We start from the raw sequence: 16621 nt of genomic DNA, 5'->3' as shown, positions 1-16621 counted from the left end.
AAAGATATTCCCATTCAGGAGCAATTGGATCAAACCGAAAATAGCCGACACACAGCGGATTCGTCCCTAAAACGAGTCATTTTTGTCGTTTCTTGTACCTCAAAAGGGACATAATCGGTGACAAAGCTGCTGCCCAGAGGTGGGGGTTAAAACCACCATATTTATTGGTTAGTACCAGCTGAAAAAATTTCTGGTTTCTCATCATCAAAGGGGCTATTTTCTGCTACCCCAAGCGGCTCAGCGGGCGGGGTATCGGTATGCGCACCGCATCCATAAGTCGTATGCACTACCCGGCCATCTGCCGAGTACTCATTGACGCATACGCCAAAATCATTTCCTACTGGTTCTACGAGCGGAAAATAAAACGCACATCCGCCACAGTTGTGGGCTGCTTTTTTCGCGTATTCCGATGAAGGCCCAAAAGCTCCGTCTTTCCACCGCTCCGAGGCTGTCTGGATTCCCACCTTTGTGAGTTTCTTCGGAGTGCCAAAATCATACGCGGCTTGTTCTGGGTCTTCAGTAAGCCGCGGGTCATCTGGTCGAGGCGGCATAAAGTCATTAGGACCAAGATCTCCCGGCTGGACTCGTTGGTGGTAAGGAACCCAATCAGGAGCTTGCAAAGCTTCTTGTCCAGGCACAAGAGCAAGTTCGCTCACAGTTACCCAGCGGGAGCCACTTGCACATGCGACCACCACGTTCCATTCCCAGCCGTTATACCCAGGCACGTCGGCGACAAAGCGATGTGTCGCAGAGGTCTCACTGACGTTTCTTACCCCGATGTGGGCTCCGACTCCGCCCTCCCCCAGTTCCTCTAGGGCGTGTCGTGCGACTGAAAGCGCCTTAGCACTCAATAACGGGCCGGACTGGCTATTTTTAGTATTACGTCTGTTCGGCACTCCCCTATTATCCAGCATCTACCTACAATCATCACATTGAGGGCACAATAACTGCTATGCGATTGCACCGTTTCACCCACACGATGAAATCCTTTACCTCACTGCTGCCACTGCTACAGCAGCCACGTCCTCCGCGTAGGAAGACACCCGGCATAAAGGTTTTTTCCATGGGGATGCTCTCCATCGCACTTGGCATTACGTCGTGCACTTCTCCCGCTGAGGTTTCCCAACCATCACAAGAACCTCTCGAGCCGCCGTTAGAGCTACAAGCAGAAATAATCTCCCGCCATGATTTCGACCCACAATCGTTTACTCAAGGACTCGAAGTAGACGGTGAATCCTTAATCGTAGGAACGGGCGGATACGGAACCAGCTCGATCTACCGCGCTTCTGTGGACAATGCCCAGACACTACGCGAGGCGCTTCCCGATTCTTTGTTTGGTGAGGGCATCACAGTAACTAAAGGTGAATCACGAAAAATATGGCAGCTGACGTGGAAAAATAATATTGCAATCCAACGCGATCCTGACTCATTGGAGGAAACCGCACGTGCTACGTATTCGGGTGAAGGCTGGGGATTATGCGCATTTCCAGATCGCTTAATCATGTCCGATGGCACGAGCAGCCTACGCATTCTCGACCCACTAACTTTTGAGGAAATAAAGCGGATTTCTGTTCGTATGTCCAACGCCCAGGGACAATCCATACCAGTAGAAGGAATCAACGAGCTGGAGTGCGTTCCTGCAAGCTCGGAGGCACAAACCGATACCGTTTATGCAAATAAGTTTTTGTCCACAGACATTCTGGGCATCGACGCGACCAGTGGTGTTGTCAGAGAGCGTATCGACGCCTCCCATATCCCCAACAACGCACAACCAGACATTGACAATGTGCTCAACGGCATTGCCCATATATCTGGCACAGACAACTTTTATATCACTGGCAAACGGTGGCCGGATCTCTACCGCGTCCGGTTTGTCCAGCGCATATCCCCGTAATTCTCCAGGCGAGGTAATATTGCTCACCATGGCTAGTCGCAAAACTCGACGCAGAAACCTCATCCAAATTACCGCCCTCATCGTGGCTGTAGCAATAGTGGTAGCGGGGTCGATAGCATTCCAAACGTGGTGGAATAACCGTCCGGAAAAGGAACCGCGTGAAGTCGCGATCGAGGTTTCTTCGCCCTCATCTAGCCAAGAGGTTTTTCCTTTTAGCATCTGCGAACCCGGCGTCACATGCCCGGAAAACACCGTTCCGGTTATAACTGTGAACGCGGATCAGGAGCTCACCGTCAAAGTTCCACCACAGGTTTCTGACCATGACTGGTCTTTACTGAAAATCTATGACGATCCCGTAGCAAATGACCAGTCTTTTTACACCGCACATGAGACATCCGAAGTCACTGTTCCGGTTTCCACTCCCCTGAAAAAAGATTCCCAGGATCGCACAAAACTTGTTGTTATAGAAGTCTCTTCCGTGCTCATAGGCCACGATGAGAAAGGCGAGGAAACTCCTTATACAGTTACCTGGTCTATACGCACCACAGTGACTTAAAAAGTTTCTTTAAAAGACAAATACCGACTATAAAGACATCTCGTTCTTTATAGTCGGTATTTTCTTATGCTTCTAGGAATCAAGTTCCTTTGCCACTGCTCGAAGGATTCCAGCAATCTGACGTCCGTCTTTACGCTCTGGGAACCGACCGCTTCTCAGGCTTGGTTGCACCTTGAGCTCTAAAATGGTCACAAGATCCGACACCATGCCGTGAAGTTCCTCAGGGCTATGCTTATGCCGATGCTGTGGCCTACGCGTCTTGGGGGCCTCCAGGATTTTTATACGCAACGCCTGAGGTTTCTTCCCCACGTCCGCAAAATCGAACTCGATTCGCTGACCTTTTTCAAGCTTATCGACGCCCGCCGGCAACACGTTCTTGCCCACGTAGCAGTCTTCGTCTCCAGGATTAGAAACGAATCCGTAGCCCTTTTCGGGGTCGTACCACCGAACTCTGCCAATCGGCACGACAAGACTCCTTCCATATTTTATCTACATGATCCTCATGGTTATCTTGCGATATTCGCACACAAAACCGCAGCAAATCACGCAATCAAACACTCAGAGTCAAGTATGACAGGTACCTAGTTTCACTGACTCCCACACCAGCCTTATCCGCCGATCCGAGATTTATCGCACGTTTCCCACTGAAGCCAGCAATAAAAGAAACCACCGCGACTGATTATTATTCCTCAGACGATGCGGCGGCCTATGCACTATTTTCCCAGGGAAAGTTTGAGACAGTAAAAGTCAAAGTATAGCTCATTTCAAGAACCTCTCAAGACGCTGTCACATCCACCTCACACGATCACAATAAAAACAGCGATAAGGTGCAGATTTCTAAAAAACGCCTTCTTTTTAGCCTCTGTGATAAAAAATTTCCATCCCATAACAACAGCATCTGACCAGCGTTTTTCCAAAAAACTCCCAGGAATTTCGCCACTAACAAGAAAGAAAAACGTGACACAACCGTTATAAACCAGTACCGTGGTCAATCGAGCATCGCGTAGGCCACCGTCCGATATCTTCGCCAGCCCCTGTCTGGATATCGAGCCGGTCTACGCACAAGGTGCAGAGGAATTGACCGTTCGCGGTTGGGCTCCGGCCCAACCAACTACACACAACTCACTCAGCAGACAGGGGCTCGTGGTTGGCCACCACACTCGGTACATACGCATCGGGTGTGCGGTTCATTCTCGTCAGATGCGCGTTTTGTCCTAGAGACAAACCACACGCCTCTGGCACTTACCATGATTCTCGGCGGCACAACGAGAGGAAACTTTCTTTAATGGCACGTCACGCTCGTAAGTCCGCTTCTGCGCTGGCTAAGATTGCAGCTTCTACTGTTGCAGTCGGCTCAGCCGCTACCCTATTCGCTCCTACAGCTTCTGCTGCACCAGATTCCGACTGGGATCGCCTTGCAGGTTGCGAATCCGGTGGTAACTGGGCAATCAACACCGGCAACGGCTACTACGGTGGCATCCAGTTCTCTGCAAGCACATGGAACGGCTTTGGCGGTGGACAGTACGCACCAACTGCCGATAAAGCTACCCGTGAGCAGCAAATCGCCGTCGCAGAAAAGGTTCTTGCTTCTCAGGGCTGGGGCGCATGGCCTTCCTGCTCAGCAAAGCTCGGGCTTAACTCGGCACCCACGCCACGCGATTCTGTAGCATCCGCACCAGCACCGCTACAGCAGATTGTTGATGACGCACAAAACTACGCAGCTGCATCCGGCCAAAACGCCGATAAACTTGCCGTCGATGCGGTTTACAAGGTAGTCAAGGAGCGCCTTGCTGGCTATGGCATCGGGGTTCACCCTGAAATCGATGCCTTCTACCAGGCAAACAACAACAATTTCGATGCCTTCTACCAGGCAAATCGCCAGGTAATTGATACCGTTATGGGCATGTAAAACACGCCTAAAATTTAAGTCCCGTTACGCCAATCTCTTTGGCGGTAACGGGACTTATCTCTTTTTGCGTACAAAAACGCGGCGCCCTCACTTGTTAGACAAGGAAGGCGCCGCAGATAGTGGAGCTACAGGTTACTTATTCACCCGGGTATAAGGGTGAACATAACCAGTTTCTTCTGCAGGGACAGGTAGCTCGATGTCGCCCCACGGGCTATTAGCACCAGCGACTTTAGCCACAAGCTCGGTCACAGCGTGCCCGCCACCCGGGACGTGTGCAGGCCAGCCCGGATCGACGTATCCTTTTTTCTCCATGTTTGCCATGTGTCCTATTGTTTCAAACTTTAGGGGTAAAAGTCATCTGAAAGAGCAACTAAACTGGGATACCATCATGCGCTCTTCTTCTGCTGCTTATACGTGGCCCCTTAGTTTCCGCGAGTGGTTGAGTTCCCTCGACGAGGAAAACCTCGCAGCCATCCTGAAAAATAGGCCCGACGTCACCCACCCGCTTCCTCCCGGAATATCCTCATTAGCTGCTCGTTTACAATTACGTGCATCATTGGCACGTGCATTGATGTCTCTCAACGCATTCGAGCTCTTAACGCTTGAGGCGGCCAGTTCCCTTGGAGCGGAACTCGAACCTGTGGTTGCCCCCAATCTGGTGGATGCAATCCGCCACTATCTTGGGGGACAAGCCCCTGACAACCTCGATGTACTCGTCAAAGAAGCTGTCACCGCACTTGTACTGCGCGCTCTCATGTATGGTTCCCCCTCGTCTTTCAAGGTTGTCCCTGAGGCGATGAATGCGCTTCCTACCGGGTGGCAATTATTTGGAGTGAGCGCACAAGAAGAAACTGATTTCCAGCAGATTCTGGATGCATTGGATGAACGCGATCATAAAATCCTCGCTACCCTTGATCGATCCGGAGGCACAGGAATAACCAAAGATGCTGCTCCTGACGCAGACCCTCAGCGACAGATACCGCGCCTGATCGCGCAAGGGCTTCTTATCCGGGTTGACTCCACGACTGTTCGCCTCTCTATGCCTGTGAGATACCTTCTGAGAGGCCAACAGCCACCGCTTATCCCTGTGCTACCGAGTACCCGCGTGGAGTTCGCTGCGTCCAGCAAGAATGACGAGAACAGCGCAGGAACTGGTCTAGAGGTAGTACGCCTTATGCGGATACTTCTTCGAGAGCTCGGGCATGATCCCATGCCTCTGCTAAAAGACGAAGTTTTGGGAGTTCGTAGCGTCACCACGCTCACCCGGATTCTTGATTCCGACGAGCTCACAGCCCTCCGGGTTATGTCCTTGGCCATGTCCTGTGATTTGGTCGCCCGAGGAGTACCAGATCCTCTCCCCGCCGACGACACAGGAGGTGACTATCTCTGCCCTACTCACCGCGCCGACGAATGGCTCGTTTCTCCGCTGTCTCACCAATGGTCACAGTTAGTGTACGGCTGGTATTTCCATGGGGTTTTGCGCCCCTGGGTGGTCAATACCCTAGATGATAAGGGCAAACCCCAGCGCTTCCTTTCACCAGCCACATGGAATGAAAAACTACCGTCGCTGCGTGAACTAACCCTGCGGACTGCTGCACAGCATTCCACGTCTTCAGGCATTTCCGACCATGCACTCCGAGCACATATCGGTTTTGCAGCCCCACTGCGTGTGTCTAGGGTCTCCCCTGAGCATATTGATCAACTCATTGCAGAAGCACGTTGGATCGGCGTGCTTACCGCAAGCAATGGCACTACTTCTGTACTGGATGCCCTTGTCAACGGAACCGAAGCCACCGCGCTTTCCTGTCTTGATCAGATCACGCAATCCTTAACTCCTGCCGAAGTCACGCAGCTCATCCCGCAGGCCGATATGACAATCCTTGCGCCTGGGCCACTGCCCCAGCTTCTTAGGCAAGAGATGACACTTTTGGGCGAGGCCGAATCAATGGGGCTGGCTAGCGTCTATCGCATCACGGAATCAAGCGTACGACGTGCCTTAGACGCAGGGCGTACGCCTGAAGAGCTCACAGGTTTTCTCAGAGCTCATGTCCTGGGTGAGCTGCCACAATCTATCGAGTATCTCATCACCGACGTTGCGCGTCGGCACGGCTCTTTAAGGGGCGGGCCCGCCATGAGTTATCTACGCTGCGCCGATGAAGCTTTACTGCTAGAGGTAAGCCGAACCTCCGCGGCGGAAGCTGTCGGGCTCAGACTCATCGCACCCACGGTTGCTATATCGCAGGCGCCTCTGGCTCGGGTACTGCAGGTGCTGCGCGATGAGGGTTTCCATCCGGTTGCTGAAGATGCCAATGGCATCAGTATCGATATCCGCCCCGCGCCTTCTCGTGTGTCCACACCACTGCGGTCGCAGCACCCAGAAGAAGACAATGAGGCGCACATTGCTGCCGCTATAACGTCTATTCTGCGACATGATGCGGCCAAGGAAGCCGTCGCGGCTGGTACAAAAGCAACGGTTCATGGTTCAGGAGTTCTCAGCGCGCTGCAGTCTGCGATTCGTGCTAAACGCACCGTCACGCTCGGATTCGTGGACAAACATGGACACGCAGTGCATAGGCTGGTCACACCCATCACTGTTTCTAGCGGTCAGCTTTCTGCTGTAGATCCTGTCGACGGCGCCATGCACCGTTTTACCATTCACAGGATCACCGAGGTAGTAATCAACCAGTCCGAGTAACAACCCACATCCTGCCGATATAACAGCGTATTCGTGCATAAAAGCTGGGATGCCAAGTCGCTCAATGCCATAATGGACAGTCTGTATTTCCCTTGAGGGTTGAGGAGTGTTTCCCTGTGGCATTTGGTGACGGTCCGCTGATCGTTCAGTCGGATAAAACCGTTTTGTTAGAAATCGACCACGCCCAAGCCGGTGCAGCGCGAGCTGCGCTAGCCCCCTTTGCGGAGTTGGAGCGAGCTCCTGAGCATATTCATACCTATCGGATCACTCCTTTAGCTTTATGGAACGCCCGTGCCGCAGGTCATGACGCAGAAGGCGTTGTCGATGTATTAGAAAAATTCTCGCGATTCCCCGTCCCGCAGGCTTTGCTTATCGACGTCGCCGAGACCATGTCTAGGTACGGTCGAGTACGGCTGCACAAGCATCCTGCGCATGGTCTTATTCTGGAATCGGCAGAACCGGCAATTCTCGCTGAGTTGATTCGCCATAAGAAGATCCGTCCCATGTTAGGTGCACAGATCGATGAAGAAACGATCGTTGTGCATCCTTCTGAGCGAGGTCGACTCAAACAAGAGCTGCTCAAAGTCGGCTGGCCGGCTGAAGATCTCGCAGGCTATGTGGATGGTGAGGCTCATCCGATTGCGTTGTCTCAGGAGCATGAGCACTGGGAGCTACGCGACTACCAAAAGATGGCTGCGGATTCTTTTTGGGAAGGAGGAAGCGGCGTAGTCGTGCTCCCTTGTGGGGCAGGAAAAACCATGGTGGGAGCCGCTTCCATGGCCCAGGCACAGGCCACTACTCTTATTTTGGTCACCAACACCGTAGCCGGACGACAATGGCGCGATGAGCTGCTACGGCGTACAACGCTAACACCAGAGGAGATCGGCGAATATTCCGGGGAGAAAAAGGAGATTCGACCGGTGACCATCGCAACATATCAAGTGGTCACGCGTAAAACCAAAGGAGAATATCGTGCCCTTGAACTCTTTGATTCTCGTGACTGGGGGCTCATTATCTACGATGAGGTTCACCTTCTTCCGGCACCGGTCTTCCGGATGACCTCCGATCTCCAATCCCGCAGACGCTTAGGCCTTACTGCAACGCTTGTCCGGGAGGACGGTCGAGAAGGCGATGTATTTAGCTTGATTGGGCCAAAGCGTTACGATGCCCCCTGGAAAGACTTAGAACAACGCGGGTTTATCGCTACTGCAGAGTGCACTGAAGTCCGCACGACCATGACAGAAGAAGAGCGCATGCTCTATGCCACGGCAGAAAACCAAGATCGCTATCGCATTGCTGCCTGCGCGGACTCCAAGCTTCGCGCCGTCGATACGCTCCTGCAGCGCCATCAAGGCTTGCCGACGCTCATCATCGGCGCTTACATCGACCAATTAGAAGAACTCGGGGCACGTTTTGGTGTTCCTGTGATTGAGGGGAAGACAAGCAATAAAAAGCGTGAGGAGCTGTTTAACAAATTCCGCGCTGGTGACATCACCACTCTCGTGGTCAGCAAAGTAGCTAACTTCTCTATTGATTTGCCGGAAGCCGCAGTAGCCATCCAGGTGTCCGGCACCTTCGGTTCGCGGCAGGAGGAGGCACAGCGGCTAGGAAGGCTGTTACGCCCAAAGTCCGATGGTTCAGAGGCGCACTTCTATAGCGTTGTGAGCCGCGACAGCCTGGATAGTGAGTATGCAGCCCACAGACAACGATTCCTAGCCGAACAAGGCTATGCATACCGGATCATAGATGCAGCCGACCTAGTTTAGACAGTTAAGCTATAAAAGCAGTCCAAGGCTGCTTTCCGCGTATTTCTACCAAGGAACCTGACCAATCATGCACAAGTTTTCTTTCCCTATCGACTCCAATTACGCCAAAAAGAATAATGAGTTGTTAAAGGACACCAAACGCTTACAGCTTTCAGCTGGCCTTTTTGGACTGATACAGCTTGCCATCGGCATCGCCTTGTTCTTGGCCCTAGGAGGGACTTTTGGCGGGATAGTCTTTGCAATTTTTGCGATCATGGCCCTGATTAGCTTTGCGATGATAACCGTGATCCCTAAAAAAGTAGGAACCGCAGAAAGCCTCTACCAGAACTATCCTTTAGCAGCAGGAATGATCGCAGAAGTTAATCCCCGCGATTTTGTTGTCATGGCATTAGTCAATGCAAATGTTGATGATCAGGCTCCTCCCACGTGGGCTCTGGCTACCCGCAACATCACCAATCTTGAAGGCGTAGAGCGCACCGTGGGCCAACGCGTCCCGGTGGTCGCTGTTGCAGGACAACGCTCTGTACACAGCCAAGGTACCTGGGATCAGATTTCTCCCATGCCCATCGGCTGGGCTACCACTGATCCCACCATCATTGAACGCGCCATCGAGGAAATACCTGATGATCAGTGGAACACATTGCACAAAAACCTCACCCGATTGGACGACGTTAAAGAAACCAAATTTGATTTGCTGGTGATCGACTAATGCAGCATACTCCCGGCGTGCAACGCCTGAACGAATTTGGCCAGACCATCTTTGCCACGATGAGTGCAAAGGCTGCAGAATTTCATGCGGTCAATCTTGGTCAAGGTTTTCCCGAAAGCGATGGCCCCGCGGCCATGCTCGAACGTGCTCAGCAAGAAATAGCCCAAGGCAACAACCAGTATGCGCCCGCTCGTGGGATTCCTCTTTTGCGCCAAGCCATCGCCAGAGCCCGAGAACGGCACTTCGGTGTCTCCTACGATCCTGATACCGAAGTACTTGTGACGGTGGGCGCAACCGAAGCGATTTCCGCCACGATATTGGGTCTGGTAGAACCCGGCGAAGACGTCCTAGTCTTTGAACCCTATTATGACTCTTATGCTGCGTCCATCGCGCTCGCTGGGGCGCGTCGTATAGCTGTTCCACTCATTCCAGATGGACGCTCGTGGACACTCGACATAGATGCTTTTACAGCTGCTATTACCCCTCGTACGTCCATGGTGATCATCAATTCACCGCACAACCCAACGGGCGCTGTTTTTAGTGAACAAACACTCAGGGCCTTCGCCTCGGTCTGCGCTGAGCATGATCTCCTCGTCCTCTCTGATGAAGTTTATGAACATTACACCTTCGGTGATCACACTCATGTCCCGGTAGCGAGCCTTCCAGGTATGCGAGAACGCACCATTACAGTTTCCTCCGCGGCTAAAACGTTCAACGTAACCGGCTGGAAAACTGGATGGGCGCTAGCCCCCGCACCGCTACTCGACGCAGTATTCAAGGCAAAGCAATTCATGAGCTACGTCGGTGCCACCCCATTCCAGCCCGCTATCGCTTACGCGCTAGAACATGAAGACGCGTGGATCCGCAGCACCGTTGCAGAGACCGAAGCTAAAGGCGTTCTGCTTTCCGACGGCCTGCGCCAAGCAGGATTCAACGTCTACGACACTCACGGCGCCTTCTACGTTGTCGCCGATATCTCCTCTATTACTGATAAAAACGGCAACCAATTCTGCCTCGATCTTCCTCAAGAAAAAGGCGTAGCGGCCATCCCCATAGAGCCTTTTACAGACTCTTCCGTGGGCTGGAACAGCGCTGTTCGCTTTGCATACTGCAGAGACAGCCAAGAGATCCTCACAGCGATTGAGCGACTGATTGCCCCTGCTTTTTAGGGGGGTTGTTCGCACCCTTCTAAAAAGTTTAAACCCCTTAGCACCCCTTCTATTCGAGGGGGTGCTAAGGGGTTTGTTTGTGGGTACACAAAAAGAAGGAGAGTCTAAGCACCACACCCACCCCCACAGGGTAAGGCATCATACCTAGACTCTCCATAATTTTTTTGTTTGTATCAAATTTTTTGGTTGGCGGCGACCTACTCTCCCACACCCTCCCAGGTGCAGTACCATCAGCGCAATCGGGCTTAGCTTCCGGGTTCGGAAAGGGACCGGGCGTACCCCCGACGCTATAACCACCAACACATCCTATATAACACAACACACACGTGTCATGTCAGACACTGCACAGTGAACACAAGCAACAAAACTCTTCTTCTTTTTAAACGCTCCAGGCACAACACATTCACACCACATAAGGTGGTTGTTTATCGGTAAATTAGTACCAGTCACCCTCCAAGTGTTACCACTCTTCCAGATCTGGCCTATCAACCCCCTCGTCTAGAGGGAACCTCAAAAGAAACCTCATCTTAAAACAGGCTTCCCGCTTAGATGCTTTCAGCGGTTATCCCTTCCGTACGTAGCCAACCAGCCCTGCCACGGGCGTGACAACTGGCACACTAGAGGTACGTCCGTCCCGGTCCTCTCGTACTAGGGACAGCCTTCTTCAAGTTTCAACGCGCACGGCGGATAGAGACCGAACTGTCTCACGACGTTCTAAACCCAGCTCGCGTGCCGCTTTAATGGGCGAACAGCCCAACCCTTGGGACCTACTCCAGCCCCAGGATGCGACGAGCCGACATCGAGGTGCCAAACCATCCGTCGATATGGACTCTTGGGGAAGATCAGCCTGTTATCCCCGGGGTACCTTTTATCCGTTGAGCGACACCACTTCCACAAGTAGGTGCCGGATCACTAGTCCCGACTTTCGTCCCTGCTCGACCTGTCAGTCTCACAGTCAAGCTCCCTTGTGCACTTACACTCACCACCTGATTGCCAACCAGGCTGAGGGAACCTTTGGGCGCCTCCGTTACATTTTAGGAGGCAACCGCCCCAGTTAAACTACCCACCAGGCACTGTCCCCAACCCAGATCATGGGCCAAGGTTAAGGTGCTCAATCCGATCAGAGTGGTATTTCAACTTGCGACTCCACCACACCTAGCGGCGCAGTATCACAGTCTCCCACCTATCCTACACAAACCGAACCAAACACCAATACCAAGCTATAGTGAAGGTCCCGGGGTCTTTTCGTCCTGCCGCGCGTAACGAGCATCTTTACTCGTACTGCAATTTCACCGGGCCTGTGGTTGAGACAGCAGGGAAGTCGTTACGCCATTCGTGCAGGTCGGAACTTACCCGACAAGGAATTTCGCTACCTTAGGATGGTTATAGTTACCACCGCCGTTTACTGGGGCTTAAATTCTCCGCTTCGACCCCACAAGGGATCTAACAGGTCCTCTTAACCTTCCAGCACCGGGCAGGCGTCAGTCCGTATACATCAACTTCCACGTTTTCGCACGGACCTGTGTTTTTAATAAACAGTCGCTTCCCTCTATTCTCTGCGACCACCGTCAGCTCCATCAGTCTGTCACCAACAATGGTCCCCCTTCTCCCGAAGTTACGGGGGCATTTTGCCGAGTTCCTTAACCACAGTTCACCCGATCGCCTTAGTATTCTCTACCTGACTACCTGTGTCGGTTTAGGGTACGGGCCATAATGACACTCGCTAGAGGCTTTTCTCGACAGTACAGGATCACCAACATCAACCAAAAAGGTCTACGCATCACGCCTCACCCTATATGCAGCACGGATTTACCTATGCCACGGGCCACACGCTTACACCACAATCCAATAAGTGGCTCGGCTACCTCACTGCGTCACCCCATCACTTGGCTACTACCAACGAAGGTCCCACGCACAACCACACACACCCACACAAAGTATGAACACATGCAATTAATGGGCGGTTAGTACCACTGATTCACCACTTGTCGCATCACCACGGGTACCAGAATATCAACTGGTTATCCATCGACTACGCCTGTCGGCCTCGCCTTAGGTCCCGACTCACCCTGGGAAGATTAGCTTAACCCAGGAACCCTTAGTCATCCGGCGGAAAAGTTTTCCACTTTTCATTCGTTACTCATGCCTGCATTCTCACTCGCACACACTCCACACCCGGTCACCCAAATGCTTCACCACATGCACGACGCTCCCCTACCCAACCAACAAAAAATGTTGACTGCCGCGGCTTCGGCGGTGTACTTGAGCCCCACTACATTGTCGGCGCAGAACCACTCGACCAGTGAGCTATTACGCACTCTTTCAAGGATGGCTGCTTCTAAGCCAACCTCCTGGCTGTCTTCGCGATCCCACATCCTTTTCCACTTAGTACACGCTTAGGGGCCTTAACCGGCGATCTGGGCTGTTTCCCTCTCGACCAACGGAGCTTATCCCCCGCAGTCTCACTGCCACGCTATAACATTACCGGCATTCGGAGTTTGGCTGACATTGCTAAGATTGTAGTCCCGCTCAACCAACCAGTAGCTCTACCTCCAGCAAGAAACACGCAACGCTGCACCTAAATGCATTTCGGGGAGAACCAGCTATCACGGAGTTTGATTGGCCTTTCACCCCTACCCACAGCTCATCCCCTCAGTTTTCAACCTAAGTGGGTTCGCGCCTCCACAAAGTCTTACCTCTGCTTCACACTGGCCATGGGTAGATCACCCCGCTTCGGGTCCAGGACATGCCACTAACAACACCCTCGTTAGGATTCGCTTTCGCTACGGCTACCCACCAAAAGGTTAACCTCGCGACATGCCGCTGACTCGCAGGCTCATTCTTCAAAAGGCACGCCATCACCCCACAAAAGAGGCTCTGACGGATTGTAAGCACACGGTTTCAGGTACTATTTCACTCCCCTCCCGGGGTACTTTTCACCATTCCCTCACGGTACTAATCCGCTATCGGTCATTACAAGTATTTAGGCTTACCGGGTGGTCCCGGCAGATTCACAGCAGATTCCACGAGCCCGCTGCTACTCGGGGACATGCACAACCAGCGCACACATGCTTTCACGTACAGGACTCTCACCTTCTACGGCAGGCGTTCCCACACCACTTCCGCTAACACATGCACAAACCAGCAAAAAGATGGCAGCCTTTTTAACGCACACACCCCACAACACCACACACGCAACCCCTGCCAGGTATCACACGCACATGGTTTAGCCTCATCCACGTTCGTTCGCCACTACTAACGGAATCACAATTGTTTTCTTCTCCTACGGGTACTGAGATGTTTCACTTCCCCGCGTAAACCCCCACAACAGCTATGAATTCACTGAAGGGTAACCACACATAACTATGGCCAGGTTTCCCCATTCGGACACCCTCGGATCAACGCTCTATTGGCAACTCCCCGAGGCCTATCGCGGCCTTACACGTCCTTCATCGGCTCATAATGCCAAGGCATCCACCGTGTGCCCTTAAAAAACAACACACACAAAATATGCAAACAAAAAATACCAAGAACTAAAAAGAATAAAGATTATTACTCGCGTCCACTATACAGTTCTCACACAACACAACCACCCCCACACCAACAACAACCCACACAGGCCATCACCAGCACAAAAGCAGCCACAAGAATCAACACAACAGTGCATCATCCCAGACACCCAACAGCATGCCAACACAACAAACAAACAATCCTACAACCAACACAACACAACAACACACCATCACACAACCATGCACAGCCACCATCTGATTAGCAGCACACAATCACACACAACTTTGCTCCACCCGGATTTACAAATAAACAACAACAAACACCAACCAGTGAATGCTGGAAAAATAAAACTCCTTAGAAAGGAGGTGATCCAGCCGCACCTTCCGGTACGGCTACCTTGTTACGACTTCGTCCCAATCGCCGATCCCACCTTCGACCACTCCCCCCAGAAAACTGGTTGGGCCATGGGCTTCGGGTGTTACCAACTTTCATGACGTGACGGGCGGTGTGTACAAGGCCCGGGAACGTATTCACCGCAGCGTTGCTGATCTGCGATTACTAGCGACTCCGACTTCATGGGGTCGAGTTGCAGACCCCAATCCGAACTGAGGCCGGCTTTCAGCGATTCGCTCACCCTCACAGGCTCGCAACGCGTTGTACCGACCATTGTAGCATGTGTGAAGCCCTGGACATAAGGGGCATGATGATTTGACGTCATCCCCACCTTCCTCCGAGTTAACCCCGGCAGTCTCTCATGAGTCCCCACCATAACGTGCTGGCAACATAAGACAAGGGTTGCGCTCGTTGCGGGACTTAACCCAACATCTCACGACACGAGCTGACGACAACCATGCACCACCTGTATACAAACCACAAGGGAAAACGTATCTCTACGCCGATCTTGTATATGTCAAGCCCAGGTAAGGTTCTTCGCGTTGCATCGAATTAATCCACATGCTCCGCCGCTTGTGCGGGCCCCCGTCAATTCCTTTGAGTTTTAGCCTTGCGGCCGTACTCCCCAGGCGGGGCGCTTAATGCGTTAGCTACGGCACGAAAGTCGTGGAAGACCCTCACACCTAGCGCCCACCGTTTACGGCATGGACTACCAGGGTATCTAATCCTGTTCGCTCCCCATGCTTTCGCTCCTCAGCGTCAGTTACTGCCCAGAGACCTGCCTTCGCCATCGGTGTTCCTCCTGATATCTGCGCATTCCACCGCTACACCAGGAATTCCAGTCTCCCCTACAGCACTCAAGTTATGCCCGTATCGCCTGCACGCCCGGAGTTAAGCCCCGGAATTTCACAGACGACGCGACAAACCACCTACGAGCTCTTTACGCCCAGTAATTCCGGACAACGCTCGCACCCTACGTATTACCGCGGCTGCTGGCACGTAGTTAGCCGGTGCTTCTTATACAGGTACCGTCACAAAAGCTTCGTCCCTGTCGAAAGAGGTTTACAACCCGAAGGCCGTCATCCCTCACGCGGCGTCGCTGCATCAGGCTTGCGCCCATTGTGCAATATTCCCCACTGCTGCCTCCCGTAGGAGTCTGGGCCGTATCTCAGTCCCAATGTGGCCGTCCACCCTCTCAGGCCGGCTACCCGTCGACGCCTTGGTAGGCCATTACCCCACCAACAAGCTGATAGGCCGCGGGCTCATCTCGTACCGAAAAAACTTTCCACCACACACACTAAAGTGCGGTCCTATCCAGTATTAGACCCAGTTTCCCAGGCTTATCCCAGAGTACGAGGCAGATCACCCACGTGTTACTCACCCGTTCGCCACTCGAGTACCCCCGAAGGGGCCTTTCCGTTCGACTTGCATGTGTTAAGCACGCCGCCAGCGTTCGTCCTGAGCCAGGATCAAACTCTCCACAAAAAATCAGTCCAATAAAAGACCAACCAGGCTTCGTGAAAAGCCCAACCAAAACTGGCAAAAAAACAAACAACCAACAAAAAATAATCCATTGATCATTCATCAAAAAAATAATGAAAAAAGTAAAGCAAAAAACAGTGATCATCGATGCCTTGACGAGACAACACAACAACCACCCAACACCCACACACTGTGTGACTATTGTTTGTTCACATGGAATCCCACACCACAACCCACACAGGGCCATAAGCATGAAACACAACCATGTTTCGCATAAACAACTCATTTCCTTAGCACAACATTTTTACAAGCAAGCCACACTTGCCGGCCAAAACTGTGTACACCGTGATCATCACATAAAACATCATGTGATAACGCATCATTGTTTAACTACAAAACGTAGCTATCACCATGTCAACCATAAAATATATTTATAAGTACATTGGCACACTATTGAGTTCTCAAACAACACACCCACACCCCACACACCAACGATATTGGCGTGTACTGAGATGTAAGAATAATTTTTGTTTAT

10 protein-coding genes and 3 rRNA genes are annotated in these 16621 nt (G+C 52.2%); 7 read left to right on the top strand and 6 right to left on the bottom strand.

Annotated features, from left to right (window positions below):
- Positions 1–161: 161 nt before the first annotated feature.
- On the bottom strand, positions 162–896 hold the full coding sequence (locus CULFRC11_RS03180; protein WP_031270121.1) for a DUF3027 domain-containing protein: 735 nt from the start codon (positions 894–896) through the stop codon (positions 162–164).
- 56 nt (positions 897–952) lie between these two features.
- On the opposite strand from CULFRC11_RS03180, the gene CULFRC11_RS03175 reads away from it, so the two are divergent.
- Both CULFRC11_RS03175 and CULFRC11_RS03170 read left to right on the top strand, forming a co-directional pair.
- Entirely contained in the window at positions 953–1894 is a 942-nt protein-coding gene (locus CULFRC11_RS03175) for a glutaminyl-peptide cyclotransferase (protein ID WP_031270119.1), read from the top strand.
- A gap of 28 nt (positions 1895–1922) precedes the next feature.
- On the top strand, positions 1923–2450 hold the full coding sequence (locus CULFRC11_RS03170) for a DUF2771 domain-containing protein (protein WP_023635333.1): 528 nt from the start codon (positions 1923–1925) through the stop codon (positions 2448–2450).
- 72 nt (positions 2451–2522) lie between these two features.
- Here CULFRC11_RS03170 and CULFRC11_RS03165 read toward each other — a convergent pair whose 3' ends face one another.
- Positions 2523–2915, bottom strand: a complete 393-nt coding sequence (locus tag CULFRC11_RS03165; protein ID WP_013911022.1) for a cold-shock protein — start codon at positions 2913–2915, stop codon at positions 2523–2525.
- A gap of 820 nt (positions 2916–3735) precedes the next feature.
- On the opposite strand from CULFRC11_RS03165, the gene CULFRC11_RS03155 reads away from it, so the two are divergent.
- The gene (locus CULFRC11_RS03155) at positions 3736–4359 is read left to right on the top strand and encodes a resuscitation-promoting factor Rpf1 domain-containing protein (RefSeq protein WP_023635332.1); all 624 of its coding nucleotides are present in this window, start codon (positions 3736–3738) and stop codon (positions 4357–4359) included.
- 132 nt (positions 4360–4491) lie between these two features.
- On the opposite strand, the gene CULFRC11_RS11295 is transcribed toward CULFRC11_RS03155, so the two are convergent.
- Positions 4492–4680, bottom strand: a complete 189-nt coding sequence (locus CULFRC11_RS11295; RefSeq protein ID WP_014836117.1) for a hypothetical protein — start codon at positions 4678–4680, stop codon at positions 4492–4494.
- Positions 4681–4747: 67 nt separating this feature from the next.
- Here CULFRC11_RS11295 and CULFRC11_RS03145 point away from each other — a divergent pair, with 67 nt between their 5' ends.
- The 4 genes from CULFRC11_RS03145 (at position 4748) to CULFRC11_RS03130 (ending at position 10698) form a co-directional block, all read left to right on the top strand.
- On the top strand, positions 4748–7054 hold the full coding sequence (locus CULFRC11_RS03145) for a helicase-associated domain-containing protein (RefSeq protein WP_023635331.1): 2307 nt from the start codon (positions 4748–4750) through the stop codon (positions 7052–7054).
- 116 nt (positions 7055–7170) lie between these two features.
- Entirely contained in the window at positions 7171–8820 is a 1650-nt protein-coding gene (locus CULFRC11_RS03140; RefSeq protein WP_038620397.1) for a DNA repair helicase XPB, read from the top strand.
- Between the two features lie 67 nt (positions 8821–8887).
- Positions 8888–9529, top strand: a complete 642-nt coding sequence (locus CULFRC11_RS03135; RefSeq protein ID WP_023635330.1) for a DUF3239 domain-containing protein — start codon at positions 8888–8890, stop codon at positions 9527–9529.
- The gene (locus tag CULFRC11_RS03130) at positions 9529–10698 is read left to right on the top strand and encodes a pyridoxal phosphate-dependent aminotransferase (protein WP_023635329.1); all 1170 of its coding nucleotides are present in this window, start codon (positions 9529–9531) and stop codon (positions 10696–10698) included. Before CULFRC11_RS03135 ends, CULFRC11_RS03130 begins: the two co-directional genes overlap by 1 nt.
- Before the next feature lie 184 nt (positions 10699–10882).
- On the opposite strand, the gene rrf is transcribed toward CULFRC11_RS03130, so the two are convergent.
- The 3 genes from rrf to CULFRC11_RS03115 all read right to left on the bottom strand — a co-directional run bounded on the left by rrf (position 10883) and on the right by CULFRC11_RS03115 (position 16089).
- A 5S ribosomal RNA gene (rrf, locus tag CULFRC11_RS03125) occupies positions 10883–10999 on the bottom strand.
- A 114-nt stretch (positions 11000–11113) separates the two neighbouring features.
- Positions 11114–14199: ribosomal RNA gene (locus CULFRC11_RS03120) — 23S ribosomal RNA — on the bottom strand.
- Between the two features lie 370 nt (positions 14200–14569).
- Positions 14570–16089, bottom strand: a 16S ribosomal RNA gene (locus tag CULFRC11_RS03115).
- The 16S, 23S and 5S rRNA genes sit together here, the layout of an rRNA operon.
- Between the last annotated feature and the right edge of the window lie 532 nt (positions 16090–16621).

It is taken from the genome of Corynebacterium ulcerans (assembly GCF_000767685.1).
Classification (GTDB): Bacteria; Actinomycetota; Actinomycetes; order Mycobacteriales; family Mycobacteriaceae; genus Corynebacterium; species Corynebacterium ulcerans.
The sequence above is the reverse complement of the archived record's forward strand: the minus strand, read 5'-3'. Positions and strand labels throughout refer to the sequence as shown.